This is a genomic window from Streptomyces sp. NPDC046716 (assembly GCF_040645755.1).
Classification (GTDB): Bacteria; Actinomycetota; Actinomycetes; order Streptomycetales; family Streptomycetaceae; genus Streptomyces.
Genome location: NZ_JBEYYU010000018.1, coordinates 100,916 through 127,803, shown reverse-complemented (window position 1 = coordinate 127,803; position 26,888 = coordinate 100,916). Strand labels below are relative to the sequence as shown.

Annotated in this window: 29 protein-coding genes; 16 read left to right on the top strand and 13 right to left on the bottom strand. The window is 73.1% G+C overall.

The window, feature by feature from the left end; all coding sequences use genetic code 11:
* Window positions 1-5 precede the first annotated feature (5 nt).
* Window positions 6-608 carry a helix-turn-helix domain-containing protein gene (locus tag ABZ930_RS16465; protein ID WP_361547926.1) on the top strand — a complete coding sequence of 201 codons (603 nt, stop codon included), beginning with the start codon at window positions 6-8 and terminating at the stop codon, window positions 606-608.
* Window positions 605-1,813 carry an MFS transporter gene (locus ABZ930_RS16460; RefSeq protein ID WP_361547923.1) on the top strand — a complete coding sequence of 403 codons (1,209 nt, stop codon included), beginning with the start codon at window positions 605-607 and terminating at the stop codon, window positions 1,811-1,813. The genes ABZ930_RS16465 and ABZ930_RS16460 overlap by 4 nt, the downstream gene beginning before the upstream one ends.
* On the opposite strand, the gene ABZ930_RS16455 is transcribed toward ABZ930_RS16460, so the two are convergent.
* From ABZ930_RS16455 to ABZ930_RS16445, 3 genes are all read right to left on the bottom strand, one after another.
* The gene (locus tag ABZ930_RS16455; protein WP_361547920.1) at window positions 1,787-2,983 is read right to left on the bottom strand and encodes a methyltransferase; all 1,197 of its coding nucleotides are present in this window, start codon (window positions 2,981-2,983) and stop codon (window positions 1,787-1,789) included. The genes ABZ930_RS16460 and ABZ930_RS16455 overlap by 27 nt on opposite strands.
* A gap of 91 nt (window positions 2,984-3,074) precedes the next feature.
* Entirely contained in the window at window positions 3,075-3,365 is a 291-nt protein-coding gene (locus ABZ930_RS16450; RefSeq protein ID WP_361547975.1) for a tetratricopeptide repeat protein, read from the bottom strand.
* A 123-nt stretch (window positions 3,366-3,488) separates the two neighbouring features.
* Window positions 3,489-4,733, bottom strand: coding sequence for a helix-turn-helix domain-containing protein (locus ABZ930_RS16445; protein WP_361547917.1), 1,245 nt, complete (start codon window positions 4,731-4,733; stop codon window positions 3,489-3,491).
* Between the two features lie 318 nt (window positions 4,734-5,051).
* On the opposite strand from ABZ930_RS16445, the gene ABZ930_RS16440 reads away from it, so the two are divergent.
* Window positions 5,052-6,020: an alpha/beta fold hydrolase gene (locus ABZ930_RS16440; RefSeq protein ID WP_361547914.1), complete on the top strand. Its 969-nt coding sequence runs from the start codon at window positions 5,052-5,054 to the stop codon at window positions 6,018-6,020.
* A 64-nt stretch (window positions 6,021-6,084) separates the two neighbouring features.
* On the opposite strand, the gene ABZ930_RS16435 is transcribed toward ABZ930_RS16440, so the two are convergent.
* Window positions 6,085-7,380, bottom strand: a complete 1,296-nt coding sequence (locus ABZ930_RS16435) for an MFS transporter (protein WP_361547911.1) — start codon at window positions 7,378-7,380, stop codon at window positions 6,085-6,087.
* On the bottom strand, window positions 7,377-7,916 hold the full coding sequence (locus tag ABZ930_RS16430; RefSeq protein WP_361547908.1) for a winged helix-turn-helix domain-containing protein: 540 nt from the start codon (window positions 7,914-7,916) through the stop codon (window positions 7,377-7,379). Before ABZ930_RS16430 ends, ABZ930_RS16435 begins: the two co-directional genes overlap by 4 nt.
* A gap of 104 nt (window positions 7,917-8,020) precedes the next feature.
* Between ABZ930_RS16430 and ABZ930_RS16425 the strand changes: the two genes are divergently transcribed.
* Together ABZ930_RS16425 and ABZ930_RS16420 are read left to right on the top strand one after the other, a co-directional pair.
* Window positions 8,021-8,851, top strand: a complete 831-nt coding sequence (locus ABZ930_RS16425) for an N-formylglutamate amidohydrolase (protein ID WP_361547905.1) — start codon at window positions 8,021-8,023, stop codon at window positions 8,849-8,851.
* Window positions 8,838-9,371, top strand: coding sequence for a flavoprotein (locus ABZ930_RS16420; RefSeq protein ID WP_361547902.1), 534 nt, complete (start codon window positions 8,838-8,840; stop codon window positions 9,369-9,371). The genes ABZ930_RS16425 and ABZ930_RS16420 overlap by 14 nt, the downstream gene beginning before the upstream one ends.
* Here the strand turns inward: ABZ930_RS16420 and ABZ930_RS16415 are convergent.
* Window positions 9,359-9,754 carry a nuclear transport factor 2 family protein gene (locus tag ABZ930_RS16415; RefSeq protein ID WP_361547899.1) on the bottom strand — a complete coding sequence of 132 codons (396 nt, stop codon included), beginning with the start codon at window positions 9,752-9,754 and terminating at the stop codon, window positions 9,359-9,361. The genes ABZ930_RS16420 and ABZ930_RS16415 overlap by 13 nt on opposite strands.
* 100 nt (window positions 9,755-9,854) lie before the next feature.
* Here ABZ930_RS16415 and ABZ930_RS16410 point away from each other — a divergent pair, with 100 nt between their 5' ends.
* Together ABZ930_RS16410 and ABZ930_RS16405 are read left to right on the top strand one after the other, a co-directional pair.
* On the top strand, window positions 9,855-10,421 hold the full coding sequence (locus tag ABZ930_RS16410; protein ID WP_361547897.1) for a PadR family transcriptional regulator: 567 nt from the start codon (window positions 9,855-9,857) through the stop codon (window positions 10,419-10,421).
* The gene (locus ABZ930_RS16405) at window positions 10,418-11,209 is read left to right on the top strand and encodes an SGNH/GDSL hydrolase family protein (RefSeq protein WP_361547894.1); all 792 of its coding nucleotides are present in this window, start codon (window positions 10,418-10,420) and stop codon (window positions 11,207-11,209) included. Before ABZ930_RS16410 ends, ABZ930_RS16405 begins: the two co-directional genes overlap by 4 nt.
* Here the strand turns inward: ABZ930_RS16405 and ABZ930_RS16400 are convergent.
* The 3 genes from ABZ930_RS16400 to ABZ930_RS16390 all read right to left on the bottom strand — a co-directional run bounded on the left by ABZ930_RS16400 (window position 11,190) and on the right by ABZ930_RS16390 (window position 13,852).
* Complete coding sequence (locus ABZ930_RS16400) at window positions 11,190-12,353, bottom strand: alpha-hydroxy-acid oxidizing protein (protein ID WP_361547891.1); 1,164 nt, start codon at window positions 12,351-12,353, stop codon at window positions 11,190-11,192. The genes ABZ930_RS16405 and ABZ930_RS16400 overlap by 20 nt on opposite strands.
* 72 nt (window positions 12,354-12,425) lie before the next feature.
* Window positions 12,426-13,298 carry an alpha/beta hydrolase gene (locus ABZ930_RS16395; protein WP_361547888.1) on the bottom strand — a complete coding sequence of 291 codons (873 nt, stop codon included), beginning with the start codon at window positions 13,296-13,298 and terminating at the stop codon, window positions 12,426-12,428.
* The gene (locus ABZ930_RS16390; protein WP_361547885.1) at window positions 13,295-13,852 is read right to left on the bottom strand and encodes a quercetin 2,3-dioxygenase; all 558 of its coding nucleotides are present in this window, start codon (window positions 13,850-13,852) and stop codon (window positions 13,295-13,297) included. Before ABZ930_RS16390 ends, ABZ930_RS16395 begins: the two co-directional genes overlap by 4 nt.
* 105 nt (window positions 13,853-13,957) lie before the next feature.
* Between ABZ930_RS16390 and ABZ930_RS16385 the strand changes: the two genes are divergently transcribed.
* The 7 genes from ABZ930_RS16385 to ABZ930_RS16355 all read left to right on the top strand — a co-directional run bounded on the left by ABZ930_RS16385 (window position 13,958) and on the right by ABZ930_RS16355 (window position 20,232).
* Window positions 13,958-14,395: a helix-turn-helix domain-containing protein gene (locus tag ABZ930_RS16385; protein ID WP_361547882.1), complete on the top strand. Its 438-nt coding sequence runs from the start codon at window positions 13,958-13,960 to the stop codon at window positions 14,393-14,395.
* A gap of 95 nt (window positions 14,396-14,490) precedes the next feature.
* Window positions 14,491-15,144, top strand: coding sequence for a GntR family transcriptional regulator (locus ABZ930_RS16380; RefSeq protein ID WP_361547879.1), 654 nt, complete (start codon window positions 14,491-14,493; stop codon window positions 15,142-15,144).
* 45 nt (window positions 15,145-15,189) lie between these two features.
* Entirely contained in the window at window positions 15,190-15,945 is a 756-nt protein-coding gene (locus tag ABZ930_RS16375; protein WP_361547876.1) for a PIG-L deacetylase family protein, read from the top strand.
* Complete coding sequence (locus ABZ930_RS16370) at window positions 15,945-16,649, top strand: 4-carboxy-4-hydroxy-2-oxoadipate aldolase/oxaloacetate decarboxylase (RefSeq protein WP_361547873.1); 705 nt, start codon at window positions 15,945-15,947, stop codon at window positions 16,647-16,649. The genes ABZ930_RS16375 and ABZ930_RS16370 overlap by 1 nt, the downstream gene beginning before the upstream one ends.
* Window positions 16,646-17,755 (top strand): 4-oxalomesaconate tautomerase, encoded by a 1,110-nt coding sequence (locus ABZ930_RS16365; protein WP_361547870.1) that lies wholly within the window; start codon window positions 16,646-16,648, stop codon window positions 17,753-17,755. Before ABZ930_RS16370 ends, ABZ930_RS16365 begins: the two co-directional genes overlap by 4 nt.
* Window positions 17,752-18,705, top strand: coding sequence for a VOC family protein (locus ABZ930_RS16360; RefSeq protein WP_361547867.1), 954 nt, complete (start codon window positions 17,752-17,754; stop codon window positions 18,703-18,705). Before ABZ930_RS16365 ends, ABZ930_RS16360 begins: the two co-directional genes overlap by 4 nt.
* Before the next feature lie 219 nt (window positions 18,706-18,924).
* Window positions 18,925-20,232: an aromatic acid/H+ symport family MFS transporter gene (locus ABZ930_RS16355; protein ID WP_361547864.1), complete on the top strand. Its 1,308-nt coding sequence runs from the start codon at window positions 18,925-18,927 to the stop codon at window positions 20,230-20,232.
* Between the two features lie 51 nt (window positions 20,233-20,283).
* Here the strand turns inward: ABZ930_RS16355 and ABZ930_RS16350 are convergent, their stop codons facing one another.
* Together ABZ930_RS16350 and ABZ930_RS16345 are read right to left on the bottom strand one after the other, a co-directional pair.
* A complete protein-coding gene (locus ABZ930_RS16350) occupies window positions 20,284-21,876 on the bottom strand; it encodes a DHA2 family efflux MFS transporter permease subunit (protein WP_361547861.1) in 1,593 nt (530 codons plus the stop codon).
* Between the two features lie 104 nt (window positions 21,877-21,980).
* On the bottom strand, window positions 21,981-22,451 hold the full coding sequence (locus ABZ930_RS16345) for a MarR family winged helix-turn-helix transcriptional regulator (RefSeq protein WP_361547858.1): 471 nt from the start codon (window positions 22,449-22,451) through the stop codon (window positions 21,981-21,983).
* Window positions 22,452-22,750: 299 nt separating this feature from the next.
* Between ABZ930_RS16345 and ABZ930_RS16340 the strand changes: the two genes are divergently transcribed.
* Window positions 22,751-24,958, top strand: a complete 2,208-nt coding sequence (locus tag ABZ930_RS16340; RefSeq protein WP_361547855.1) for an MMPL family transporter — start codon at window positions 22,751-22,753, stop codon at window positions 24,956-24,958.
* Between the two features lie 11 nt (window positions 24,959-24,969).
* Here the strand turns inward: ABZ930_RS16340 and ABZ930_RS16335 are convergent, their stop codons facing one another.
* Complete coding sequence (locus ABZ930_RS16335) at window positions 24,970-25,206, bottom strand: hypothetical protein (protein WP_361547852.1); 237 nt, start codon at window positions 25,204-25,206, stop codon at window positions 24,970-24,972.
* A gap of 137 nt (window positions 25,207-25,343) precedes the next feature.
* The gene (locus ABZ930_RS16330) at window positions 25,344-25,934 is read right to left on the bottom strand and encodes a TetR/AcrR family transcriptional regulator (RefSeq protein ID WP_361547849.1); all 591 of its coding nucleotides are present in this window, start codon (window positions 25,932-25,934) and stop codon (window positions 25,344-25,346) included.
* Between the two features lie 68 nt (window positions 25,935-26,002).
* Between ABZ930_RS16330 and ABZ930_RS16325 the strand changes: the two genes are divergently transcribed.
* A complete protein-coding gene (locus ABZ930_RS16325; protein WP_361547846.1) occupies window positions 26,003-26,821 on the top strand; it encodes a class I SAM-dependent methyltransferase in 819 nt (272 codons plus the stop codon).
* Window positions 26,822-26,888: the final 67 nt, after the last annotated feature.

The following is a 26,888-nucleotide window of genomic DNA, read 5'->3' as shown; positions in this document are numbered from 1 at the left end:
GAGCCATGCGAGAAGCCGCCGACGAACAGCCCCGTGAGCCGCATGTCCCGCCCGCCGAGGCCGAGTTCACGCTCGACACCGCCGCTCTCCGGGTGCTCGCCCACCCGATGCGGATCGCGCTCCTCGACGACCTGCGGCGCCGAGGGCCCGCGACCGCACGGCAGTTGGCGCGGCGGTTCGACCTCGACTCGGGGGCCGCCAGCTATCACCTGCGCCGCCTCGCCGCGGGCGGACTCATCGAGGAGGACGTCGAGCGCGGAAACCGGCGCGACCGGTGGTGGCGGGCGCTGCACCGCGCCTCGCAGCACGACCCGGCCGAGCGCGGCGGACCCGAAGGCCGGGCCTACACCCAGGCCGTCGCCCTCGCCGCGGCGGAGCGGCTGCGCGAGGCCGCCACGCGGACCGTGCCCGCCCTGCCCGACGCGTGGTTCGCCGTGTCCGCGTTCAGCGACTTCGACGTGCGGGTCACCCCCGACGAACTGCACGCCCTCAAGAGCGAGTTGCTGGCCGTCGTCGCCCGGTACCGGGACAAGGAGCCCGCACCGGACGCCGTCCCCGCGACCGTGCAGTTCCAGGCGTTCCCCACCGACGTGACACCACCGGCATGACCACGACGGCGTCCGCGCCGGCCGCCCACCGCGATCCGAACGTCCTGCGCTGGCTCGGCGCCTACACCACGTCCGTCACCGGCGACGTGCTCTACATGACCGCCCTGACCTGGGCCGTCGTCGACACCGCCGGACCCGCCCAGGCCGGGCTCGTGCTCGCCGCGGGCGCCGTGCCCCGCGCCCTCCTCATGCTCGCCGGCGGGGTGCTCGCCGACCGGCTGGGACCGCGCCGGGTGCTCATCGGCAGCGATCTCGCACGCTGCCTGGCCGTGCTCGCCGTGGCCGCCGTCCTCTGGGCCGGCGGTGCCCACCTCGCGGTGCTGTGCGCGCTCGCGGTCTGCTTCGGCGTCGCCGACGCGCTGTTCCTGCCGGCCGTGGGCGCGCTGCCCCCGCGACTGACCGCGCCGGACCAGCTGACGCGCGTTCAGGGCATGCGGTCCCTCGCGGTGCGCTGCGCCAACACCGCGGGCCCCTTCGCGGCGGGCGCCGCACTCGCCGGGGCGGGCGCGGCCGGGGCGTTCACGGTGGTGGGCGTGCTGTTCGCCGTGTCCCTGCTGCTCCTCGCCCGCCTGCGGGTGCCCGGCGCGCCGGCTCCGGCCGCCGCCTCCCCCTGGTCCCAACTCCGGGACGGGCTGCGCCATGTGGCGGGGCGCCGCTCCCTCGTGCGGCTGGTCGCCGTCATCGGGCTCGGCGAGATGTGCTTCAGCGGTCCCGTCGGCGCCGCGCTCGTCCTGCTCACCGACGAGCGCGGCTGGCACCCCGGCACCCTGTCGCTGCTGCTCGGCGCGTTCAGCGTGGCGGGCGCGGCGGCGGGCGTCGCGCTCACCCTCGTCCACCGAGTTCCCGCGCCGCGCACCCTGCTCGCCGCCAGCCTGTCCGCCACCGGTGTGCTCGTCGCCGCCGTCGGGCTCGCCCGGCCGGGGCCCGGCGCCGCCGTCGCTTTGTGCGCGCTGCTCGGCGCCGCGAGCGGAGTCCCCATGGTCCTCGGCCACGCCCTGCTCCAGCAGTGGACCGAACCCGGCTACACCGGCCGGGTCACCTCGGTCACCTCGCTGTGCACCCTCGGCCTGAGTCCGCTGCTGCTGCCGCTCGCCGGTCTCGTCGCGGCGGCCCGGGGCGCCGGGGTGTTCCTCGCCGGATGCGGCGCGGTGTGCCTGCTGGCCGCCGCGCTCGCCCTGTCACTGCCGGCGGGCCCGCGCGCGTGACGCCTGCTTCACGGCCTTGAGGATCACGAACTTCGGGTCACCGGCGACGAGTTCACTGTTGCCGAACAGTCGGCGCAGCTTGACGTGATAGCCCAGATGCCGGTTGCCGACCACCCACAGCTCACCGCCGGGCGCCAGCGCGGCCCGGGCCTGCGCGAACATCCGCCAGGCCGTCGCGTCGGTCGTCGCCTGGTGCGAGTGGAAGGGCGGGTTGTTCAGGACGAGGTCGACGCCCGCGTCCGGAACCCCCTCCAGACCGTCGGCGGCTCGGAAGAGCGCCTCACCCGTCGCGTTCTCCCGGTACGTGGCCTCCGCGGACGCCACCGCCTGGTACGACTCGTCGGTGAACAGGACCTCGGCGCCGGGATGGGTCAGCGCGGCCGTCGTGCCGACCACCCCGTTCCCGCAGCCGAGATCGACGATCCGGCGGGCGTCCGTGTCCTTCGGGAGGTGCTGGAGGAAGAAGCGGGTGCCGATGTCGAGGTGCTCGGCGCAGAACACCCCGGCGTGGTTGACGACCGTGCGGCCCGCCAGCGGGCCGATGCCGTCGGGCAGCTCGTACCGGTACGGCCAGGGGTTCGGGCCGGGGGAGAGGGACGGGTCCGGCGTCGTGAAGATCAGCCGCGCCTTCTTCTCGGCGAGCGAGGTGCGGGTCGGGCCGATGATCCGCTCGAACAACTGGAGCGTCGAGGTGTGGATCTCCTTGACCATGCCGGTGCCGACGACGACGGTGCCCGCGTGGACGGCCGGCCGCAGCCGGTGCAGCTGGTCCTCCAGGAGGGCCAGACTCTTCGGCACCCGCACGAGCAGCACGTCCGCCCGCGCCGGCGGGGCGTCCCGCGTCGTCAGCAGGGACGGCCCCGCGAGGCCGTTCCGCTCCAGGTTCGTCCGCGTGGCCCGCAGGCCGAGGTACGAGTCCGAGATCAGCGTCGGCGCGCCACCGCCCGCCGCCGCGAGCGCCGTGGCCAGGGCGCCCCAGCGGTCCCCGACGACCAGGACGGACCCGGACAGATCGACGCCCTGCTCGGCGAGGTGCTTCAGCAGATAGCCGTCGGCCGCGTCCCAGGCGCGCAGCGGATCGCGCGGGTCCTCGGGGTGGCGGGTGAGGGCCAGGTCGGACCAGGGGGTGGTCAGGACCGGTACGGGGGCGGCCTTGTCGGTGCGGTTCATCGTCTCGCAAGGCTAGCCGAGGCAGGGGGACCGTCCCGCCCCGGCTCACGGCGGTGCGGCCGGGCTCGCGCTCCGGCCGCACCGCCGCGGATCAGTCCTCCGGGAAGTCCCCGGCGAGCGCCGCCGCCATCCGCAGGTGCGGGGCGGCCTCGGTGTCCCGGCCCTGCCGCTCCAGCGTGCGGCCGAGCATCAGCCGGGCGTAGTGCTCCACCGGGTCGCGCTCCACGATGGTGCGCAGCTCGGCCTCGGCGCGCCGCAGTTGCGCGGAGTGGTAGTAGGAGCGGGCCAGCAGCAGACGCGGGGCGACCTGCTCCGGGACCTCGGCGACGAGACCGTCCAGGACCTTGGCGGCCGTCGCGTACTCCTTGGCGTCGAAGAACATCCGCGCCCGCTCCCAGCGCTCCGCGGCCGTTCCGTGCGAGTAGTAGTTCTGCTGCTCCACTGTTGCCTCCTTCGGGGCCGTCAACAGGGTGGGCCCCCGGCATATTCCGCGGGCCCGCACGGCTCAGGCGAGGTCCGCCCGCAGCGCCGCCTCCAGTTCGAAGCGGGCGTCCGGATCGGCGAGCTGGGCGCCGAACAGGCGCTGCAGATGGTGCAGCCGCTGCCGGGCGGTCTGCGGATGGATCGCGAGGCGTTCGGCGAGCTCCGGGGCGCTGCCGTGCGGTGTCTGCAGATGGGCGAGCAGCGTGTGGGCGAGCCGGTCGCGCTGCTTCGGGGTGAGGGCGTCCAGCGGGGCGAGCCGCCGGGCCGCCATGAGCCGGACCAGCGGGGGATCGGCGAGCAGCAGCAGGTCCGTGAGCCCCCGGTCGGCGTCGGCCGGCTCGCCCGCCGGGGCGTGGGCGCGCAGCGAGCGGGCCCAGCGCAGGGAGTCGGCGGCCTGCCGCAGCGGGACGACCGGCCCCGTGGCGCCGGCCCGGTCCTGCAGCACCTGCCGCAGCAGGGGGTCGGCCAGCAGCTCCGCCGGATCGGGCACGAGCAGACACGGTGCGGGCCCGTCGAGATCGGCCAGGACCAGGGAGGGCAGTCGTAGCCCGTGCGACGGTCTCCCGGGAAGGCTCGTGCGCGGGCCGGGGCTCAGGGCGACCGCGGCCACCGTCTCCGGCAGCGGCCACTCCGCGTCCCGCGCCGCCTGTCGCAGCACGTCGTCCGGCACGGAGTCCGTCCGCGCCGTCCGTGGATGCGGGCCCGGCGAGGGGTCGGGCGCGACCAGCAGGGTGAGCAGGCGGTGCCGACGGCGGCCGAGCGTGCCGGCCGCGTCGGCCTGCGCCCGGGCGTACGCGGCGACGGACGCGGCCGCGATCTCGTCGATGTGCGTGAAGGCGGTCTCCGCGAGCTGCGCCACCGCGTCCGTGGCGAGCGCGAGGCGCCGGGCGACGCGCACATAGCGCCGCCACGCGACCCGGCCGCCGAGCCGGTACGCCGCCTGCAATGCGTCGAGGCTGCGGCCCTCCGACAACTCGCCGCGCCCCAGGGCCCGGTAGACGGGCAGACGCTCTGCGTCGAGTTCCCCGCCGCCCTCCTCCACCCGGTCGACGAATTCCGCGAGAGCGGTTTCCACCCCGTTCTGGATCGCGGCACCGAACTGTCCGGACAACGGGCGGGAGAATTCCGGGATCTGACGGCGGATTTCATGAATGATCTCGGCGGCCAGAGTGCGGTTCTCCTTGCGGAGTTCCGCCGCGAGCCGCTGCGGAAAGGCCACCCACGCGCCGCCGAAGCCCGGCGTGCCGGCCGTGCCGGAAGCGTTCATGCCCCACCTCAACTCCCGTCCGTCCCGCCGAGTATGGGCCGTTGTTACTCACGGGTCAAGATGTTGACGGCAAGTCAAATAGCGTCGCCGGTGGGTCGCTCACCAGCGATATTGTGGGCCGTCCGGGTGGGACTACCGAGAAAACACTCATGTGGGTGACACCGTAGGTGGCGGCCGCGAGCCAAATCCTGGCACCGTCCTGCGCGCCTCACGCATCCCTCTGCCCACACCGTTGCCGTGGCCCGGAACTGCTTCTAGCTTCTCGCCGTCCGACGCCGCTATTGGCGCGGTATTCCAGAACAAGGGACGGTACTGGAAATGAGACACACGATTTTCGGCGCGGTCGCCGCGAGCGCCCTTGGGATTTCCGGGCTGCTCGCTCTCGGTGCGCCGAGCGCCTCGGCGGCCGACAGTTCCCGGCCGGTCGAGTACAACTTCACCAGCGGATTCCTGAAGGGATTCCTCCAGGCGGGCCAGGCCCCCGACGGAGCCAACGACTGGGCGTGCAGGCCGAGCGCCGAGCACCCGCAGCCCGTCGTCCTGATCCACGGCACGCTGGAGAACATGAACGACAACTGGCGTGGCGCGGCGCCCCTGTTGGCCAACAACGGGTACTGCGTCTTCGCCTTCAACTACGGGTCCGACAGCGAGACCGGTGCCGTCCAGGGCATCGGACCCATGAAGGACAGCGCCGCGAAGCTGGGCACCTTCGTCGACAAGGTGCGGGCCGCCACCGGCGCCGCCGAGGTCGATCTGGTCGGCCACTCGCAGGGCGGCGGCCCGATGCCGCGCTTCTACCTGAAGAACGACCCGAGCGCCGCGGGCAAGGTCGCCAAGCTCATCGGCATCACCCCGTCCAACCACGGCACCACCCTGAGCGGCATCACCGAGCTCGGCAAAGCCCTGCACCTGCTGGAGCCGGCCAACGACCTCCTCACCAAGACCAGTCCGGCCCTCGTCGAGCAGGAGATCGGCTCGGACTTCAACAAGCAGCTGGACGCGGGCGGCGACACCGTGCCCGGCGTCGACTACACGGTCATCGCCAGCAAGTACGACGAGGTCGTCACGCCCTACACGAACAGCTATCTGAAGGCGGGCCCGGGCGCGACGGTCCGCAACATCCGGGTCCAGGACGCCTGCGCGCTCGACCTCACCGATCACCTCGAGGCCGCGTACGACCCGATCACCCTCACGCATGTGCTGAACGCGCTCGACCCCGCGCACCCGCGTGCGGTGAAGTGCCAGACCGTGCTGCCGCTCACCGGTCCCGTGGGGCCGGTCGGCTAGGGAGCCGCCTCCGATCCGCTGGGAGGGGCGGGGCCGTTCGACGGTCCCGCCCCGTCCGGTTGCGTCACAGGCTTTCGGGCGCGGACTCCCGGACGGGCACCTCGGGTGCGGGGAGACCCGGACCGTCGCCCGGTGCGGCGCCGCGCAGCGCCGCTTCGACCCGGCGATTGCTGGTCATGGTGGCCGTGACGGCGGTCATGGTGAGGAGGAGCCCCGATGCGGCGTAGAGCGGGGTGCGTACGTCGTACGTGGTCGCCAGCCAGCCGCCGAGGAAGGCGCCGAACGGGGCGGCGCACATGGCGAGCATGCGGGAGGTCGAGGTGACCCGCCCCATCAGGGCGGCGGGGACGATCGCCTGCCGCAAGGAGGGCGCGAGCACCATCGTGGCACCCATGCCCGCCCCGCAGACGGCGAGCGCGAGCCCGGCGACGTACGGGTTCGGGGCGGCCGCGAGCCCCAGCACGGCGAGCCCCTCGACCGCGGCCGTGCAGGTGAGCGCGGCGCCGGTGCCGAGCCGTCGGCCGAGGAACGAGGCGATGCCCGCGCCGAGCAGGCCGCCGGTGGCCTCCGCCGTGAGGAGCAGGCCGAAGCCGAAGGCGCCGATGCCGAGACGGTCGTGCGCGAAGAGGGCGAGGACGGTCTCCACGGCGAGGAAGGCGATGTTCCCGACCGCCGGACGCAGGGCGAGTCCGAGCAGCAGCCGGTCCCGGAACACGTAGGAGGCGCCGGCCCGCGCCTGCCGCAGCAGCGACTCCCGGGCCTGCTCCGCGGGCCGGGGCGTGGCGGGCAGCGACCGTACGAGCAGTGCGGAGAGCGCGAACGACACCGCGTCGGCGAGCAGCGGGACCGCCCGCCCGAGCGCGAGCAGGGCGCTGCCCGCGGGCGGCCCGGCGAAGCCGGACGCGGCGGTCTGGGCGGAGCGCAGGCGGGAGTTGGCGCGCTCCAGGAGCACGGGGTCGCGGCCGAGCAGATCCGGCAGATAGGCCGTGGCGGCCGTGTCGAAGAAGAGCCCGCCGAGGCCGAGCAGGAAGGCGACGGCCGCGAGCAGGGGGATGCTCAGCAAGTCCAGCGCCGCCGCTGCCGCCGGTATCGCGAGCAGCAGCGCACGCGCCGCGTCCGTGACCCACATCGTGCGCCGACGGTCCCAGCGGTCCACCAGGGCGCCGCCGAGCACCCCGAAGAGCAGCCACGGCAGCGTTCCGGCGGCGGTGACGACGGCGAGCGCCAGCGGATCCCGCGTCAGGGTCAGCGCGATCAGCGGCAGCGCCGCATGCGACACCCCGTCACCGAGGGAGGACACCGTCTGCGCGGTCCACAGCCGACCGAACCCGGTCGGCAACTGTCCTCTGTCTCCACTCATTTGACGTCTCCTTCGGCCTGCTCACGCGATCCGGGGTGGAACAGGGCGAAGACGAACGACGTGTCCGGCAGCGACGGATCGGACAGCTCGCGGTACTCGACCGCCAGTGCCTGCAGCCGCGCCCCCAGCTCCGCGAACTGCTCGTCGGTGAGCCGCAGATGGGCCATTCCCACATGCCGCTCGGCGTCCACCGGCGACGCCTCCAGGTCCGCCACCGCGTGCCGCATCAGCACGTCCGGGCCGCCCTCGCCCGGGTCCGGCAGCACGATCGACCGCGCGGCCATGGCGTAGTACCGCTCGGTGACCCCCCGCACCTTCCGCGTCCGGACCACCTTCACCAGGCCGGCCCGCTCCAGCAGCCGCACGTGATAGCTGGAGCTGCCCTTCGCCAGGCCCACCCGCGCGGCGATCTGCGTGATCGTCGCGGGCTCGAAGCGGAGCACGGCCATGATCCGGTGGCGCGTGAGGTTGGAGACGGCGCGCAACTGCTCGTCGGTGGTGACGTGGAAGGTCTCGGGAGAGTCATTCGGTGGCATGCCCCCAATGGTCAACAGTTCTTGACCATTGGGCAAGAGGGTTGCGTCCAGGTGTCCGAAAATCGTTGTGTCCGGCGCGTGCGGTCCCGGGGCAGGCTGAGGCCATGAACACCACGGACAGACCGGCAGGACCGGCGGACGGCCCCGCGTTCCGGCTCCTGCCCGGCGCCCCGCAGTCGCCGGTGATCCTCCACGTGCCGCACGGCTCCCGCACGATCACCCCGGAGGCGCGCTCGGGCATCCTGCTCGACGACGCCGACCTGGAGCGTGAGCTGGACCTGATCACCGACGCGCACACCCAGGAGATCGCCGCCCGCGCCGCCCGGGACGCGCCCGTGACACCCTGGCGCTTCGTCAACGAACGCTCCCGGCTGGTCGTCGACCCCGAGCGGTTCCCCGACGGGCGCGAGGAGATGCGCGCGGTCGGCATGGGCGCCGTCTACACCCGCACCACCCACCGCGCGCCGCTGCGAACCGAACCCGCGCCCGACGAAACCGCCCTGCTCGCCGACTATTTCGAGCCGTACGCACAGGCGATGACCCGGGCGGTGGAGGACCGGCTCGCCGCGACCGGCCGCGCGGTCGTCGTCGACGTCCACTCGTATCCGAGCCGCGCCCTGCCCTACGAACTCCACGGCACCGGCCCCCGGCCGCCGGTCTGCCTCGGCACCGACCCCTTCCACACGCCGGACGCGCTCCTCGCCCACGCCCGCACGGCGTTCGCCCCGCTCGGTGCGAGTGGCCTGAACACGCCGTTCGCGGGCACGTACGTACCGTTGCGCCACTACGGCACCGACCGGCGGGTCACCGCCGTCATGCTGGAGCTGCGGCGCGATCTGTACCTGGACGAACCCGTCACCCCGCACCGGGGGCTCGACGCGGTGGCGGCCGCCCTGACCGAGCTGATCCGGAAGGTGACCAGTGACCCAGCCTGAACCGCCCGCGAAGCGGCCCTTCCTCTACGTCGTCGTGTGCGCGGCCGGCGCCGCCGACGGCATCGGCAAACTGATCGGGCCCGCGCAGGAGGCCGGCTGGGACGTCGGCGTGATCGCGACCCCCACGGCGGCCGACGGCTTCTTCGATGTCGCGGCGGTCCGGGCGCAGACGGGCCGGGACGTCCGAGCGGCGTCCCGCAGGCCGGGCACCCCGCGCCCGTTCCCGCCCGCCGACGCCGTCGTGGTCGCCCCCGCCACCTTCAACACCCTCAACAAATGGGCCGCCGGCATCGCCGACACCCTGGCCGTGGCCACGCTCTGCGAGGCCTTCGGTGCGGGCGTTCCGGTCGCCGTGGCGCCCTGCGTCAGCGAGCAACTGGCCGCGCACCCGGCCTACCGGGAGAGCGTGCGCAGGCTGCGGACGATGGGTGTCCTGTTCGCGCAGGGCCCGTTCGGCTGGGAGGCGGCGACGGAGCTGCTGGCCGGGCTGCGGGTGGACGTGGCCCCTCAGGCGCCCTGAGCGGCCTCCTGGGCGATCCGGTCGAACTGTGCCGCCATGGCCGCCTGCAGCGCGTTCGCCCCGGACAGCGGGCGCACCATGACGGTGAACTCGTCGATCAGCCCCTCGTCGTTCACGTGCAGGAAGTCGCAGCCGGTCAGCTCTCGGTCGCCGACCCGCGCCGCGAAGACGAGCGCGTGATCGCGGCCGCCCGCGTCGTGGATCTCCCGTACGTAGTGGAAGTCCTCGAAGACGCGGGTCACCCCGCGCAGGATCGCCGCGGTGATCGCCTTGCCCGGGTACGGCTTGAAGACCACGGGGCTGGTGAACACCACGTCGTCGGCGAGCAGTGCCTCGATCGCGGCGTGGTCGTTGGCCTCCACGGCCTTGCGGAACGCCTCCATGGCGACACCTCTTCCTGATCCCCGGGCCACCGACTCACCCGTACTCAACTAATTGAATAAGTGTGGATGAAAGTAATCGCATCGCTGTACGGTGTCCAGCATGTCTCTCAGATACGCGGTGCTCGCGGCCCTGCTGGAGGGCGAGGCGTCGGGCTACGACCTGGCGAAGATCTTCGACGTGTCCGTCTCCAACTTCTGGGCCGCGACGCCTCAGCAGCTCTACCGCGAGCTGGAGCGGCTCGCCGCCGACGGCCTGATCCGGGCGCGCGTCGTGCCGCAGGAGCGCCGGCCGAACAAACGGCTGTTCACGCTCACCGACGACGGCCGCGCCGACCTCGCCGCCTTCACCGCCAAGGAGCCGCGCCCCATGGCGGTGCGCGACGAGCTGATGGTCAAGGTGCAGGCATCGGACGTCGGCGACACGGCCGCCGTGCGCGCCCACATCGAGGAGCGCATGACCTGGGCGACGGGCAAGCTGGCCCGCTACGAGCGCGTCCGCGCCCACCTTCTGCACGGCATGACCGAGGAGGAGTTCCTGCGCGACGGCGAGCGGGTCGGCCCGTACCTGACGCTGCTGCGCGGCATCTCCCTGGAGGAGGAGAACCTCCGCTGGGGCCGCCGCGCCCTGGAGATCCTGGACCTGCGCACGGCACGGGCGGAGCGATGAACCCTTCCGCTCCTCCGGTGACCTACCTGCGCTATGTGGCGCTCGGCGACAGCCAGACCGAGGGCGTCGGCGACGGCGACGACACGACCGGGCTGCGCGGCTGCGCCGACCGCCTCGCCGAGCGGCTCGCGGAGCTCGCCCCCGGGACGCGGTACGCGAATCTCGCGGTGCGCGGCCGCCTCGCCGGGCAGGTGCGGGAGCAGCAGCTTCCCGCCGCGCTCGCCCTGCGCCCCGACCTGGCGACGGTCGTGGCGGGGGTCAACGACCTGATGCGGCCGTCCTTCGACGCCGACGAGACGGCCGGTCACCTGGAGGCCATGTTCGCGGCGCTGACCGGGGCGGGCGCCAAGGTGGCCACGGTGACCTTCCCCGACGTCGGCCGGATGATCCCCGTGGCCCGCCCGTTGGGCGGCCGGATCACCGCCCTCAACGCACGGATCAGGGTCGCCGCCGAACGCCACGACGTCGCCCTCGCGGAGACCGCCCACGCGCCGGTCTTCACCGATCCGCGGCTGTGGAGCGCCGACCGGCTGCACGCGAGCCCGCTCGGCCACGCCCGGATCGCGGCCGCGGTCGCCGACGCCCTCCACCTGGACGGCAGCGACGACTCCTGGACCCGCCCGCTGCCCCCGCAGTCCGCCCCGGCGCACTCGGCGGCGACCGAACTGCGCTGGCTCGCCTCGTACCTGGGCCCGTGGCTCGGCCGCCGGCTGCGCGGCAGGTCCTCCGGCGACGGGCGCGCCGCCCGCCGCCCGGAGCTGCTTCCGGTCAGCCCCGCGGAAGCGTGACCAGGGCCTCCGGCGTCAGGTCCGCCAGCGTCGGATAGCCGTCCACGGCCATCGTGAGGTCGGCCTCGGCGAGCAGCGAGCGCAGCACGTGCACGATGCCGTCCTCACCGCCGACCGCGAGCCCGTACGCGTACGGGCGCCCGACGCCGACGGCCGTCGCGCCCAGCGCGAGCGCCTTCACCACGTCGGCGCCCGAGCGGATCCCGGAGTCGAAGAGCACCGGCAGGCCGTCGGCCGCCTCGACGACGCCGGGCAGCGCGTCGAGCGCCGCCAGGCCGCCGTTGGCCTGGCGGCCGCCGTGTGTCGAGCAGTAGATGCCGTCCACGCCGCCGTCCCGGGCGCGGCGCACGTCCTCGGGGTGGCAGACGCCCTTCAGGATCAGCGGCAGATCGGTGAGCGAGCGCAGCCACGGCAGGTCGTCCCAGGTGAGCGGGTTGCCGAAGATGCCCACCCAGGAGCCGACGACGGCCTGCGGGTCGTCGGACGGGGTCAGCTCCTTGAAGCGCGGGTCGGAGGTGTAGTTGGCGAGGCAGTGGCCGCGCAGCTGCGGGAAGTTCGCGGTCGACAGGTCGCGCGGGCGCCAGCCCGTCACCCAGGTGTCCAGCGTGACCACGATGCCCTTGTAGCCGGCCGCCTCGGCCCGCTTCACCAGGCTCTCGGCGAGCGCCCGGTCGGTCGGCGTGTACAGCTGGAAGAAGCCGGGGGTGTCACCGAACTCGGCGGCCACGTCCTCCAGCGGATCCACCGTCAGCGTCGACGCCACCATGGGCACCCCGGTGCGCGCCGCGGCCCGCGCCGTCGCCAGATCCCCGTGCCCGTCCTGTGCGCACAGGCCGATCACCCCGACCGGCGCCATGAACAGCGGCGACGCCAGCCGGTGCCCGAACAGCTCCACCGACAGGTCCCGCCGGGCCGCGCCCACCATCATCCGGGGCATCAGCCCGTACCGCCCGAACGCCTCCACATTGGCCCGCTGCGTCCGCTCGTCCCCGGCGCCACCGGCCACGTACGACCAGATCGACGGCGGCAGGGCCGCCTCGGCCCGCCGCTCCAGCTCCCCGAACTCCATGGGGAGCGTGGGGACGACACCGCGCAGTCCGTCGAGGTAGATCTCGTACTGGTAGTCGCCGAACTGCGGGCTCATGAGGGACCTCTTTCTGCACGTCGGTGAGGGGCGGGGCCCAATCTGCCAGCAGAGACGGGCCAGGGAAAGAGATCATTTCGCGGTGGTGGCGAACGCCACGGACCTGCTGAAGATCCGCTCCACCTCGTCCGGGGCCAGGCCGTACCAGCCGTGGTCGGCGCCGGGGACCGTGTGCAGCTCCACCGGGGCTCCCGCCGCCCGCAGCGCCCGCGCCAGATCCCGTCCGTGCGAGCACGCCACCATCGAGTCGGCCTCGCCGTGCACCACCAGGAACGGCGGGGCGTCCCCGTGGACCTGCCGTACGGGGCTCGCGGCGACGGCGGCCCCCGGCACGTCCAGGGGAGCCGCGCCGAGGAGCAGCGCCTCCGGCGTCGCCGGGTCGGCGGGGTCGAACGGCGGCCGGGGCGTGGTGAGATCGGCGGGCCCGTACCAGACCACCGCCCCCGCGAGCCGTGGCTCCTCGTGGGCCAGCGCCAGCAGCGCGGCCAGGTGGCCGCCCGCCGACTCGCCCCACACCACCGTGCGCGACGGATCGACGCCCAGTTCCGCCGCCCGGACGCCGAGCCAGCGCAGCGCCGCCCGCAGATCCTCCAGCGGGGCGGGGAACGTCGCCTCCCCGCTGAGCCGGTAGTCGGCGCACGCCACCGCGAACCCGGCCGCCGCGAGCCGCTCGAAGGGGCCCGGGTCCCAGGTGCGGGTGGCCGCCCCCATGTCGTCGCGCCGCCCGCGCCGCCACGCCCCGCCGTGCACGAACAGCACCAGGGGAGCGGGGCCCGGTGTGCCGGGCAGCCACAGGTCCAGTTCCAGCGGGCGGGCGCCGTCGGGGACCGCGTACGGCACACCGCGCAACAGTCGGATCCCACCCGGGCGATCGGCCGCGGGCGGCAGCGGAGCGGCATCCGGATGCGGTGTGGCGATCAGCGCCCGCAGCTCGGCCGGCTTCACCGCTCGCCCCACTGGTGGTCGGGCAGGAAGCGCACGTCGAACCGCTCGGGCACGGAGCCGAACCGGTCCGGCTCCGGCACGAACGGCGCGGTGGGCAGGCCCAGTTGGTCGGTCGGTGTGCCCAGCGTCTCGAAGAACCGCTCGAAGGTGCCGCCGGGGCCCGCCGCGACGCCGACGATCTGCGTGTGATGGCGCTCCATGCGATAGGCGTGCGGGCAGTTCTTCGGCACGAATCCGAAGTCGCCCGGCGTCAGGACCCGTTCGCTCTGTTCACCCTCGGTGTCCTCGACGAAGAGCCGGACCGCGCCCTGCGTCACATAGAACACCTCGTACGTGTCCGCGTGCACGTGCGCCGGGATGATGTCGCCCCTCGGGCCCTCGACGGTGAAGAAGTTGAAGCCGTTCTCCGTCTGCTCGCCGCCCGCGTAGACCGTGATCAGGTCCCCGAACAGATGGGCGCGGTCGCCCTCGCCCTTCTCGATGACGTACGGCTTCGACGGGTCGGCCGGTATGCGGGAGGCGGCGCGGTACCGCGTCGCGAACTCCATGGTCATGGCTGCACGTCCTCCTTGTGTCAGGCCGCCTGACGGTCAATGTCAGGTAGCCTGACATGCGGTGCGGGTGGCGGGCAAGGGCCGCCCCGGAGCTGTGAGGACGCCATGACCGAGCCCCGACGCGATCTGCCGCAACTCCTGGGCGAGGCCCGGCGCTGGTTCGAGGACGGACTGCTCGCCGCGCTGGAGGCCGGCGGGGTGCCCGCCGTCACCCCGGCCCAGGTGCAGCTCTTCGCCGCGCTCGACGCCGAGGGCAGCACCGTCGCCGAACTGGCCCGGCGCACGGGCGTCACCCGGCAGACCGTCCACCAGGCCGTGCGCTCGCTGATCGCCGCGGGGCTGCTCGAGCAGGTGCCCGACCCGGCCTCCGCGCGGCAGCGCCTCGTCCGGCGCACCCCCGCGGGCCGGTACGCCCACGACCGGGCCCGCCGCGCCCTCCGCCGCCTGGAGGGGCGCCTCGCCGAGCGCATCGGCGAAGAGGCCCTCGACGCGCTGCGTTCCGCGCTGGAAGCGCCCTGGGGGGACCCGCCCGGCCGTCGCTGACCTCTGCCGCCCCGCGCTCATCTCTGCGAACAAAATCGTTGACAATTCTGTTCGCCTAGATTTAGCGTCGACAGGCACTCACTCAGGGAGGGCAGATGCCGAAGGAAGCCCGTCCAGGCTCCGGAGAGCAGGCCAAGCAGTACGCGCTGGAGCGGCTCCGGCAGTCGATTCTGCGCGGCGAGATGGCACCGGCGCAGCGGCTGGTGGAGAACGAACTCGCCGAGCAGTACGACGTCACCCGCGCCAGCATCCGCGCCGCACTGCTCGACCTCGCCGCCGAAGGACTGGTCGAGCGGATCCGCAACCGCGGGTCACGAGTGCGCGTGGTCACGGTGCAGGAGGCCGTGGAGATCACGGAGTGCCGGATGGCGCTGGAGGGACTGTGCGCGGCCAAGGCCGCCGAGGTCGCCACCGACGCCCAGCTCGACGAGCTGACCGGCCTGGGCGCCGCCATGTCCAAGGCGGTCGCCGAGGGCGATCCGATCACGTACTCCGAACTCAACCACGACCTGCACGCCCGGATCCGGGACATCTCCGGCCAGCAGACGGCCGTCGGTCTCCTGGAGCGGCTCAATGCCCAACTCGTACGCCACCGCTTCCAGTTGGCGCTGCGTCCGGGGCGCCCGCAGCAGTCCCTGAGTGAGCACCTGGCGGTGATCGAAGCGATCCGCGCCAGGGATCCGCAAGCGGCCGAGACGGCCGTTCGCGCCCACCTCAGCAGCGTGATCGCCGCCCTGCGCGACGACTGAACCGCTCCTGGGACGGGCGCACACCTGTCACCGAGGAGATGCAGCATGACCAACGGCCAGGGCACGCCCGCCGCCACCCCACGTTCGACACTGGTGATCACCGCGCACGCCGGGGACTTCGTGTGGCGGGCCGGCGGCGCCGTCGCGCTCGCCGCCGCCCGCGGCGAGCGGGTCACCATCGCGTGCCTGACGTTCGGCGAGCGCGGCGAGTCCGCCAAGGCTTGGCGGGAGGGGAAGAAGCTCGACGAGATCAAGGCGCTGCGCCGCGACGAGGCGGAGCGCGCCGCCGCCGTGCTCGGCGCCGAGGTCCGCTTCTTCGACGCCGGCGACTACCCGTTGGTCGCCACCGCCGAGCTGACCGACCGGCTCGTCACCGTCTACCGCGAGACCCAGCCCGACGTCGTGCTCACGCACCCGGCCGACGACCCGTACAACGGCGACCACCCGGCCGCCCACCGGATGGCCCTGGAGGCCCGCGTCCTCGCGCAGGCCATCGGCTACCCCGGCGAGGGCGAGATCATCGGCGCCCCGCCCGTCTTCTACTTCGAGCCGCACCAGCCGGAGATGAGCGGCTTCAAGCCCGAGGTCCTGCTCGACATCACCGAGGTCTGGGACACCAAGCGCAGGGCCATGGAATGCCTGGGCGCACAACGGCACCTGTGGGACTACTACACCGATCTCGCCGTCCGCCGCGGGGTCCAGCTCAAGCGGAACGCCGGGCCCAACCTGGGGCTCGCCCACACCACCATGGCCGAGGCGTACATGCGCCCGTACCCGCAGATCGCGAAGGAGCTCGCCTGATGCCCGGCATCATCGTCACCGACCCGCCCAAGGCCGCGGCCGAGGACGTCGAGGCACTCGCCGGGTACGGCGTCGCCACCGTCCACGAGGCGATGGGCCGCACCGGACTGCTCGGCCACCACCTGCGCCCCAACCAGCGGGACACCCGCGTCGCGGGCACCGCCGTGACCGTCCTGTCCTGGCCCGGCGACAACCTCATGATCCACGCGGCCGTGGAGCAGTGCGGCGAGGGCGACATCCTCGTCGTCACCACCACCTCCCCGTCCACCGACGGCATGTTCGGCGAGCTCTTCGCCACCGCCTTGAAGCGGCGCGGAGTGCGCGGCATCGTCACCAACGCCGGTGTCCGCGACACCGCCGAGCTGCGGGAGATGGGCTTCCACGCCTGGTCGGCCGCCGTCTCCGCACAGGGCACCGTGAAGGCCACCGGCGGCAGCGTCAACGTCCCCGTCGTCATCGGCGGGGAGACGGTCCGCCCCGGTGACGTGATCGTCGCCGACGACGACGGCGTGGTGGTCGTCCCGCGCGAGCGCGCCCGGGAGGCCGCCGCCAAGTCGCAGGCGCGCGAGGACAAGGAGGCCGCCACCCGCGCCGCCTTCCTCGAGGGCCAGCTCGGCCTGGACCGCTACGGCTTGCGGGAGACCCTGCGGGATCTCGGCGTCGAGTACCGGACGTACGAGGAGCACACCGGGGCCGGCTCGTGAGCGGCCCGGCGCAGGTGCGCTGCATGCTGATGCGCGGCGGCACCTCCAAGGGCGCGTACTTCCTCGCCGACGACCTGCCCGCCGAGCCGGCCGACCGGGACGCACTGCTGCTGCGCGTCATGGGCAGCCCCGACCCGCGCCAGATCGACGGGCTCGGCGGGGCGCATCCCCTGACGAGCAAGGTCGCGGTGGTGTCCGTGTCGGCCGACCCCGGCACCGACGTCGACTACCTGTTCCTTCAAGTCGGCGTGGAACGGCCGGTGGTGTCGGACCGTCAGAACTGCGGCAATCTGCTCGCGGGCGTCGGCCCGTTCGCCGTCGAACGCGGACTGGTGCCCGCGGGGCCGAGCGAGACCTCAGTGCGGATCCGCATGGTCAACTCCGGTGACCGTGCCACGGCGACCTTCCCCACGCCGGACGGCCGCGTCGACTACACGGGCGACGCGGAGATCTCCGGTGTGCCCGGGGCCGCTGCGCCCGTCGTGGTCGAATTCCCGCCGGGGGAGGGGGCGTTGCTGCCCACGGGCCGGGTGCGGGACCTCGTCGCCGGTACCGAGGTCACCTGCGTCGACAACGGCATGCCGACCGTCCTGATCCCCGCCGACGCCCTCGGTGTCACCGGCTACGAGTCGCCGCAGGAACTGGAGGCGGACGAGGGGCTGGCCGCCCGCCTGCGCGAGATCCGGCTGGCGGCGGGGGAGTTGATGGGACTAGGCGACGTCACGTCGGCCACCGTCCCCAAACTGACCCTGCTCGCACCGCCCCGGCACGGCGGCGCGGTCACCACCCGCACCTTCATCCCGGTCCGCTGCCACACCTCCATCGGCGTGCTCGGCGCCGCGAGCGTGGCCGCCGGAATCCGGATCGACGGCAGCGTGGCCGCCGGGATCGCCCGGCCGCCCGCGGAGGGCGACCGGCTGCGGATCGAGCACCCCACCGGATTCACCGACATCGAGAGCAGCCTCGGCCGCACCGCCGACGGCCGCCCCCTGCCCCGCCGCACCGCAGTGGTCCGCACGGCCCGCAAGATCTTCGACGGCACCGTCTTCCCCAGGTCCGCCACGACGGCGCCCCTGCCCGCCCCGACCTCAGGAGGTCAACGATGACTCCGCCCCTCGGCGACATCGCCCACATCGGCCACGCCCAGCTGTTCACCCCGGACCTGGACGCCTCCGTCGCCTTCTTCACCGACTTCCTGGGCCTCACCGTCGACGGAGAGGACGGCGGCACCGTCTATCTGCGCACCTTCGACGACTACGAGCACCACAGCCTGGTCCTCACCGCCCGGGACCGGCCCGGACTCGGCCGGCTCGCCCTGCGCACCAGCAGCGAGGAGGCGCTTCAGCGGCGCGTGAAGGCGGTCGAGGACGCGGGCGGCACCGGGTACTGGACCGAGGACGAGCCCGGCCTCGGCAAGCTCTACGTCACCACCGACCCGGACGGCCACGAACACGCCCTGTACTGGGAGAGCGAGCACTACCGCGCCCCCGAAGGGCTGCGGCCGGCCCTCAAGAACCAGCCGCAGGCCAAGCCCAACCGGGGCGTGGGCGTGCGCCGTCTGGACCACATCAACTTCCTGGCCGCCGACGTGCTCGCCAATGCGGAGTTCCAGCAGAACGTGCTGGGTGCCCGGCCGACCGAACAGATCCGGCTCGACACCGGCCGGGTCGCCGCCCGCTGGTTGACCTTCACGAACAAGTCCTACGACGTGGTCTACACCGAGGACTGGACCGGCAGCGAGGGCCGGCTGCACCACATCGCCTTCGCGACCGACACCCGTGAGGACATCCTGCGCGCCGCCGACCTCGCCATCGACTCCGGCGTGTTCATCGAGACGGGCCCGCACAAGCACGCCATCCAGCAGACGTTCTTCCTCTACGTCTACGAACCCGGCGGCAACCGCATCGAGCTGTGCAACCCGCTCACCCGGCTCGTGCTCGCGCCCGACTGGCCGCTCATCACCTGGACCGAGGCCGAGCGCGCCAAGGGCCAGGCCTGGGGCCTGAAGACCATCCAGTCGTTCCACACCCACGGCACTCCGCCCGTCCAGGGCTGACCTGCGCCTTCCGGCCCCGGTGAGCGTCGCGTGCCACCGGGGCCGAAATGTTTCCTGAGATTGTCAACAAAAGTGTTGACGAAGAGCCCGGGACTTCTTAGCGTCTACGCCACTCCCCACACCGGTCGCGTGAGTCGCACGCCGCACCGTCCCCACCCATCGCGTTCTGCAGCCAGGGACCTGGATCCCCACCCGCGTCCCGCACGAGAGGAAACAACGATGTCCTCCTCCGCCACCACGCCACTCGCCCAGGCGAGCGGCACCGCGGCGCACAGAAGCCGTAACGCCGTCATCGCCCTGTGCTGGGCGCTCGTCCTGCTCGACGGCATCGACACCTTCATCTACGGCTCGGTCCTGCCGGACATGCTCGGCGGGAAGTCCCTCGGCCTGACCGCCGCCACCGCGGGCACGATCGGCAGCTGGTCCAACTTCGGCATGCTGCTCGGCACGATCCTGTCCGGCATGGCGTCCAACTGGATCGGCCGCCGCGTCGTGGTACTCACCAGCGTGTGCGTCTTCACCGTCGCCACCCTGGGCACCGGCTGGTCGCAGAGCGCCGCCATGTTCGGCACCTTCCGGTTCGTCTGCGGGTTCGGCCTCGGCGCGCTGCTGCCGATCGCGATCTCGTACGGCATGGAGTTCACCGCGAAGGGCCGCCGTGCCCTCGCCACCGGCGTCATCATGACCGCGCACCAGACCGGCGGCGCCGTGGCCCCGCTGATCGCGCTGTGGCTGGTCGACGACTTCGGCTGGCGCTCGGCGTTCCTCGCCTCCGCGGTCCCGGCGCTGATCCTGCTGCCGGTCGCCTACAAGCTGCTGCCCGAGTCGCCGACCAACCTGCTGACCCGCGGCCGCCGCGCCGACGCCGAGCGGCTCGCCGCCTCCTTCGGCACCGAGCTGCCGGAGCCGAAGGAGCGCGGCACCGACAAGCTCGACGCGCTCAAGAACCTCTTCCGCGGCGGCCAGTGGTCCACCACGCTGTGCTTCTGGCTCACGTCGTTCGCGGGCCTGCTCCTCGTCTACGGGGTCGGCCAGTGGCTGCCGAAGATCATGGTCGATCTCGGCTACGACACCGGCGACTCGCTCCTGTTCTCCACGTTCCTGAACGTCGGCGGCATCTGCGGCATGCTCATCGCCGGCCGCACCGCCGACCGGATCGGCCCGCGCAAGGTCGTCATCGCCTGGTTCGTCCTGACCGCGGTCTTCGTCTACCTCATGGGCGTCGAGATGTCGGTCGGCGTCCTGTACGTGGTCGTCTTCTTCGCCGGTCTGCTGCTCTTCTCCGGGCAGACCATGGTCTACGCGACGGTCGGCACCCACCACAACGACGAGGACCGGCCCACCGCGCTCGGCTGGGTCTCCGGCATGGGCCGCTTCGGCGCCATCTTCGGCCCGTGGATCGGCGGCGCGCTGATCGCGGCGGGCAACGCCGACCTGGGCTTCACGATGTACGCCTGCGCGGCCCTGTTCGGCGCCGTGATGATGGCGCTCGCCGCGCTCACCATCAAGGCACGCGCGAAGGCCTGACGGCACACCGGTGCCGGGCGCCCTCCCGAGGGGAGCGCCCGGCACCGTCCGTCAGTGCCCGTGCTGCGGGGCGCCCCTCCCGCGCAGCACGACCGCCGACGCCACCGCGCCGAGCGCGCACAGCAGACCGGTGACGAGCACGGCGGAGTGCACCCCGTTCATGAACGCCTGCGAACTGCCCTCCACGACAGCGGACCTGAGCCCGCCGGGCATCGAGCCGGAGACCGGCGCGACGCCCATCGACACCGCGTCCTTCGCCTCCGCCAACGGCCCGGCGGCCTGTTCCGGCACTCCGGCCGAGACCAGTTCACCGTGGAGCGTGGCGCCGACCCGGCCGCTGATCAGGGAGATGAGGACGGAGGTGCCGAGCGCGCCGCCCACCTGCAGGGCCGTCGCCTGAAGTCCGCCGGCCACGCCCGCGTCCTCGACCGGCGCGCTCCCGACGATCGCCGCCGACGACGCCGACATCACCATGCCGACACCCAGGCCCAGCGCCACGAACGGCGGCCACAGCGCCCCGTACCCGGACTCCGCGTCCCAGGTCAGCATCAGGAACGACGCGGCGCCCTGGAGCACCATGCCGAGCGGCATCGTCAGCCGCGGCCCGAACCGGTCGGTCAGCGCAGCCCCGAGCGGCGAGGCCACGACCGAGGCGAGGCTCAGCGGCAGCGTCCGCACGCCGGCCTCGACCGGCGAGAACCCGCGCACGTTCTGCAGATACAGCATCACGAAGAAGATCCCGCCGAGCAGCACGAAGAAGTTCAGCGCGGTGATGACGGTGCCGACGGTCAGCGCCGGGCTGCGGAACAGCCGCATCGGCAGCAGCGGGTGCGCGGTGCGCGCCTCGTACAGGCCGAACACGACGAGCAGCACGAGGCCCGCGCCGATCGCCCCGACGGTCCCGGCCGATCCCCAGCCCCAGGTCTCGCCCTTGACCACGCCGAACACCACGACCAGCATGCCGAGCGCCAGCAGGACCACACCCACGACGTCGAACCTCTCGTCCGCCGCGGCCGTGTTCCTGCTCTGCGGCAGGACGAACGCGCTGACGACGAGGGCGACCACGCCGACCGGCGCGTTGATGTAGAAGACCGACTCCCAGTCGACGTGCTCGACGAGCAGACCGCCGACGATCGGGCCGAGCGCCGTCGACACGGACGACACCATGGCCCAGATGCCGACCGCCATGCCGAACCTGCGCGGCGGGAACACCGCCCGCAGCAGACCCAGCGTGTTCGGCATCAGCAGCGCCCCGAAGAAGCCCTGCGCGGCGCGGAACGCGATGACCAGCTCGATCGACCCGGACAGGCCGATCGCCACCGAGGCGACGGTGAACCCGGCGACCCCGACCAGATAGACGGTCCGGCGCCCGAACCGGTCGCCGAGCTTGCCGCCGAGGATCAGCGCGGCGGCGAGCGCCAGGAGGTAGGAGTTGGTGACCCACTGCAACCCGGCGGTCGAGGCGTGGAGGTCGCGGCCGATCTCCGGGTTGGCGATGGAGACCACCGACCCGTCGAGGCCGACCATGAACAGGCCGAAGGCGACGGCGATCAGCGTCAGCCAGGGATTGGCGCGCCGCCCGGCGGGCGCCGGGGCCGGAGCGGGCGGCGCCGGGGCGAGCGGGACTACGGACGAAGGGGGCATACGACTGCCTTGTCTGGTACGGGGGTTGAGCGTGCCGGGGCACGAAAGAGCCCTGCCCCGGACGGCCGGGACAGGGTGGGATGCGGGGGACCGGAGGGGCTGGGTCAGTCCTCGGTCGGCCGCAGATGGGTGTCGAGCGCGTTCAGCGCGCCCAGCGCGGAGCCGAGCGCGTCCAGCTCGCCGCCCGTCAGATGCCGCAGCGCCGCGGCGAGGTGGCGGCGCGCGATGCCCTCCGCCTCCGCGATGCGCTCGCGCGCCACCGCGGTGGTGTGCAGATGGGCCACCCGCTTGTCCGCGGCGTCGCCGCGCCGCTCCAGCAGTCCCTCACGGGTGAGCTGCGAGACGAGGGCACTGACATTGTTCGGCTGCATCAGCAGCGCCCGCGCCGCCTCGCGCACGGTGACGCCCTCCTGGTCCGCCACGAGGCGGAGCAGGGCGATCTGGGCCTCGGGCAGCCGGTCGTGCGGGAAGTCGCCGAGGATCCGCCGGTCGAGCGTCCGGTGCAGCGTCGGCAGGCACGCCGCGAGCGCGTCGGCGACGCGGTCGAGGTCCTGACGGGCTGCGGAAGCGGGCATGCCGCAGAAGATAGGTCTACGAAGATAGGTATGTCAACATAGGTAAAACGTCAGGGTCGCGCTCCATCGTGGGGTTTACACCGATGGGACCCGACTCCTCCCCGGGTATGACACCGCCCGCCGGTCACTACCGCAGCCGTGGGCGCGGACTGTGGCTCTGAGGCTGACCTGCGGGGCCGCGCGGGCGGCGAGGATGGACACAGATCCTGCCGACCCTTCTGACGTGCAACGACGCACCGCCGGGCGGTCGCACCTGCCTCGAGAGATCTCTCACGACCCCGACGGGAGCCCCCTTCGCCGTGGCTACGTTCCTGTACAAACTCGGCCGGCTGTCCTTCAGGCGCCGCCGCTACGTCGCACTGCTGTGGGTGCTGCTGCTCGGCGGGATCGGCTTCGCGTCGTCGGCCGCGCCCGCCCCGCCCGCGGACTCCTTCTCCATGCCGGGCACCGAGTCGCAGAAGGCCTTCGACCTCCTCGACGAGAAGTTCCCCGCGGCCAACTCCGAGGGGGCGACCGCCCGGGTCGTCATCCGCGCGCCCGGCGGCGAGAAGCTGACCGACCCCGCGGCCAAGGCCGACGTCGGCAAGATGGTGAAGCAGCTCGGCGAGGGACCGCAGGTCGCCTCGGTCGCCGACCCGTACAAGGCGAACGCCGTCAGCAAGGACGGCTCCACCGCCTACGCCTCGGTCACCTACAAGGTCGCCGGCACCGAGCTGACCGACGAGGCGCACGAGGCCCTGACCAAGGCCATCGAGGACGCGCGCGCCGAAGGCTTCACCGTCGAGGCGGGCGGCGACGCCGTCGAAGCCGAGATGGACATGGGCGGCAGCGCCGAGATGATCGGCATCGCCATCTCCGCGGTCGTCCTGATCCTCACCTTCGGGTCGCTGGTCGCCGCGGGCATGCCGCTGCTGACCGCGATCATCGGCGTCGGCATCGGCGTCTCCGGCATCGCCGCCCTCGGCAGCGTCCTGAACCTGTCCGGCACCACGTCCACGCTCGCCTCGATGATCGGCCTCGCCGTCGGCATCGACTACGCGCTGTTCATCGTCTCCCGCTACCGCGCGGAGCTGGCCGAGGGGCGCGAGGGCGAGGAGGCGGCGGGACGTGCCGTCGGCACCGCGGGCTCCGCGGTCGTCTTCGCGGGCCTCACCGTCGTCGTCGCCCTCAGCGGCCTGTCGGTCGTCAACATCCCGATGCTCACCAAGATGGGCCTGGCCGCCGCGGCGACCGTCGCCATCGCCGTGCTCATCGCGCTCACCATGATCCCGGCGCTGCTCGGCTTCGCCGGCAAGAAGGTGCTGCGCCGCAAGGACCGCAAGAAGTCCGGCCCGATCGCCGAGTCCGCCAAGGCCAATCTCGGCACCCGCTGGTCCCGCTTCGTGCTGCGCCGCCCGCTCGGCGTCCTGCTCGTCGGCGTCCTCGGACTCGGCGCGATCGCGGTCCCGGCCGCCAGCCTCGAACTGGGCCTGCCCGACGACGGTTCGTCGGCGCCGGACAGCACCCAGCGCAAGGCGTACGACATGCTCTCCGAGTCCTTCGGCGCGGGGTTCAACGGCACGCTGATGGTGACCGTCGACGGCAAGGGCGCGGCCGGTGCCGCGAAGCGGGTCGGCACCGACCTCGCCAAGGTCGACGGCGTCGTGGCGGTCACCCCGGCCCAGGTGAACGAGGCCGGTGACACCGCGATCATCACGGTCGTCCCCAAGACGGGACCGAGCGATCACAAGACCGAGGAACTGGTCCGGGAGATACGCTCGGACGCCTCGGGCTGGTCGGCGCAGACCGGCGCGGAGATCCTGGTCACCGGCGCGACGGCCATGACGATCGACTTCTCGCAGACCCTGGACGACGCGCTGGTCCCGTACCTCCTGCTGGTGGTCGGCCTCGCCTTCCTCCTGCTGATGCTGGTCTTCCGCTCGATCCTCGTCCCGCTCAAGGCCGCGCTCGGCTTCCTGCTCTCCGTCGCGGCGGCGCTCGGCGCCGTGGTCGCGGTCTTCCAGTGGGGCTGGCTCGCGGACGTCTTCGGGGTGGAACAGCCCGGCCCGATCATGTCGATGATGCCGATCTTCCTGATCGGCGTGGTCTTCGGACTCGCCATGGACTACGAGGTGTTCCTCGTGACCCGGATGCGCGAGGCCTACGTCCACGGAGCGCGGCCCGGCGAGGCCATCGTCACCGGCTTCCGGCACGGCGGCCGGGTCGTCGGGGCCGCCGCCGTCATCATGATCAGCGTCTTCTCCGGCTTCATCATGGAGAACAACAGCATGATCAAGATGATGGGCTTCGGCCTCGCGATCGCCGTCCTCTTCGACGCGTTCGTGGTCCGCATGGCGATCGTGCCCGCGGTCATGGCGCTGCTCGGCAAGTCGGCCTGGTGGCTCCCGCGCTGGCTCGACAAGGCACTGCCCAACGTCGACGTGGAGGGCGAGAAGCTCCAGAAGTCGCTGACGGCCGACGAGCCGTCCGCGCGGGACGACCGCGAACTGGAGACGGCGCGCGGCTGACCCCCCGGCCGCTACCCGCGCGGGCCCGCACCGACGAATCGGTGCGGGCCCGCCGCACGTTCGGCGGCGGCGTGCCACCAGCCGGGCGGGGAGGGGCCGCGCACGACGGCCGTCGGCTGCGCGGGATGCAGGCCGAGCCGGCGCAGAGCCGCGCCGTCGACCCGGATGTCGAACCAGCCGTGCCAGTGCCCGTCCGACCCGACGCCGCAGGCGAGGTTCCCGTACAACTCGGCGGACGCGAACGGCATCCAGTCGATGCCACGGTCACGCAGTCAGGCGCGCGCGGCTGCCATCGGGTGCGGGCGTCCCGGCAGGTTCTCGTACGCGACCACGGTGATCCACTCGGTGGGCGGAGAGGTGTCCATGACGGTGGATCGTACGCCGGTCAGCCGCCGAGCGCCCCGCCCACGACCGACTCCACGATCCGGCGGACCTCCGCGCGCGCGGGCGGGCCGTCGTCGCGGCCGGCGAAGAGCAGGTGGCCGGTGCCGACCAGGGTGAGGGCGAGTGTGTCGACGTCGGTGGCAGGGGCGATCCGGCCGGCCGTCCGCTCGGCGTCGAGATAGGCGATCAGTGCCTGCGTGGCCCGGGCGAGGACCGTGACGCCCGGGCTGCCCGCCGCGCGCAGCCGGGCGCGCAGGCCGTCGCGGAAGGTGATCAGGGTGACCAGGGCGAGTGCGACCGGGGTGAAGAGGACGGTCAGGGCGTCGGTGAGGTGGTCGACGACCGACCCGGTGCCGGCCGATTCGGCCAGCGTCGCGCCCCGTGCGTCGATCCCGCCGACCCGGTCGAGGATCAACTCGCACAGGAACGCGTCGAAGTCGGCGAAGTGCCGGTGCAGCACGCCCTTGGCGCAGCCCGCCTCGTCCGTGACGGCCCGGCTGGTGAGCGCGGCGGCGCCGTCCCGCAGCAGGACGCGCTCGGCCGCGTCGAACAACTGCGCGCGCACATCGCGGATGGCCACCCCGGTCGGCACCTGCGTCACTCCTTCGTAGGACGGTCCCACCGTAGACGAGTGGGCAAGTGCCCACCTAGAGTGGGCGTATGCCCACTAATGCTGCTCCCGCCCCGGACGAACCGCACAGGGCCCGCGATATGGCCGAGTCGTTCGGCACCGACCCCGCCCGCTACGACCGGGCCCGCCCCCGCTACCCGGACACCCTGGTGCGCAGGATCGTCGCGGCGGCCCCCGGCCACGACGTCCTCGACGTGGGCTGCGGCACGGGGATCGCCGCGCGTCAGTTCCAGGCGGCGGGTTGCACGGTCCTCGGCGTCGACGTCGACGCGCGCATGGCCGGCTTCGCGCGCGAGCGCGGACTGCCCGTGGACGTCGCCGGGTTCGAGACCTGGGACGCCGCGGGCCGCACCTTCGACGCGGTCGTCGCCGGACAGACCTGGCACTGGATCGACCCCGCCGCGGGCGGGGCGAAGGCGGCGGACGTCCTGCGTCCCGGCGGACGCGTCGCCCTGATGTGGAACGTCTACCGGCCCGGCGACGACCTCGCCGACGCGTTCGCCGCCGCCCACCGCGCGGCCCTGCCCGACGCCCCGCGCATGCCCTGGAACCGCTCCGCGCACGACGCCTACGGGGCCGTCTTCGACAAGGTGGCCGACGGCCTGCGCGCCACCGGATCCTTCGGCGCGCCCGAACGCTGGGAGGCCGCCTGGGAGCAGCCCTACACCCGCGACGCCTGGCTGGAGCACCTCACGACCAGCGGTGAGGCGGCGCTGCACACCCCGCGCCAGGCGGCGGACCTGCTCGCCCGCACCGGCGCGGTGATCGACGAACTCGGCGGCACGTTCACGATGCCGTACGTCACGGTGGCGGTCACGGCGGTCCGCACCGGGGCGTCCGTGTCCTGACCCTCCATGTCGGAGCCGTTGTCAGTACCGGGTGCTATCCCTGGGAAGGGACAGGAGACAACGGACC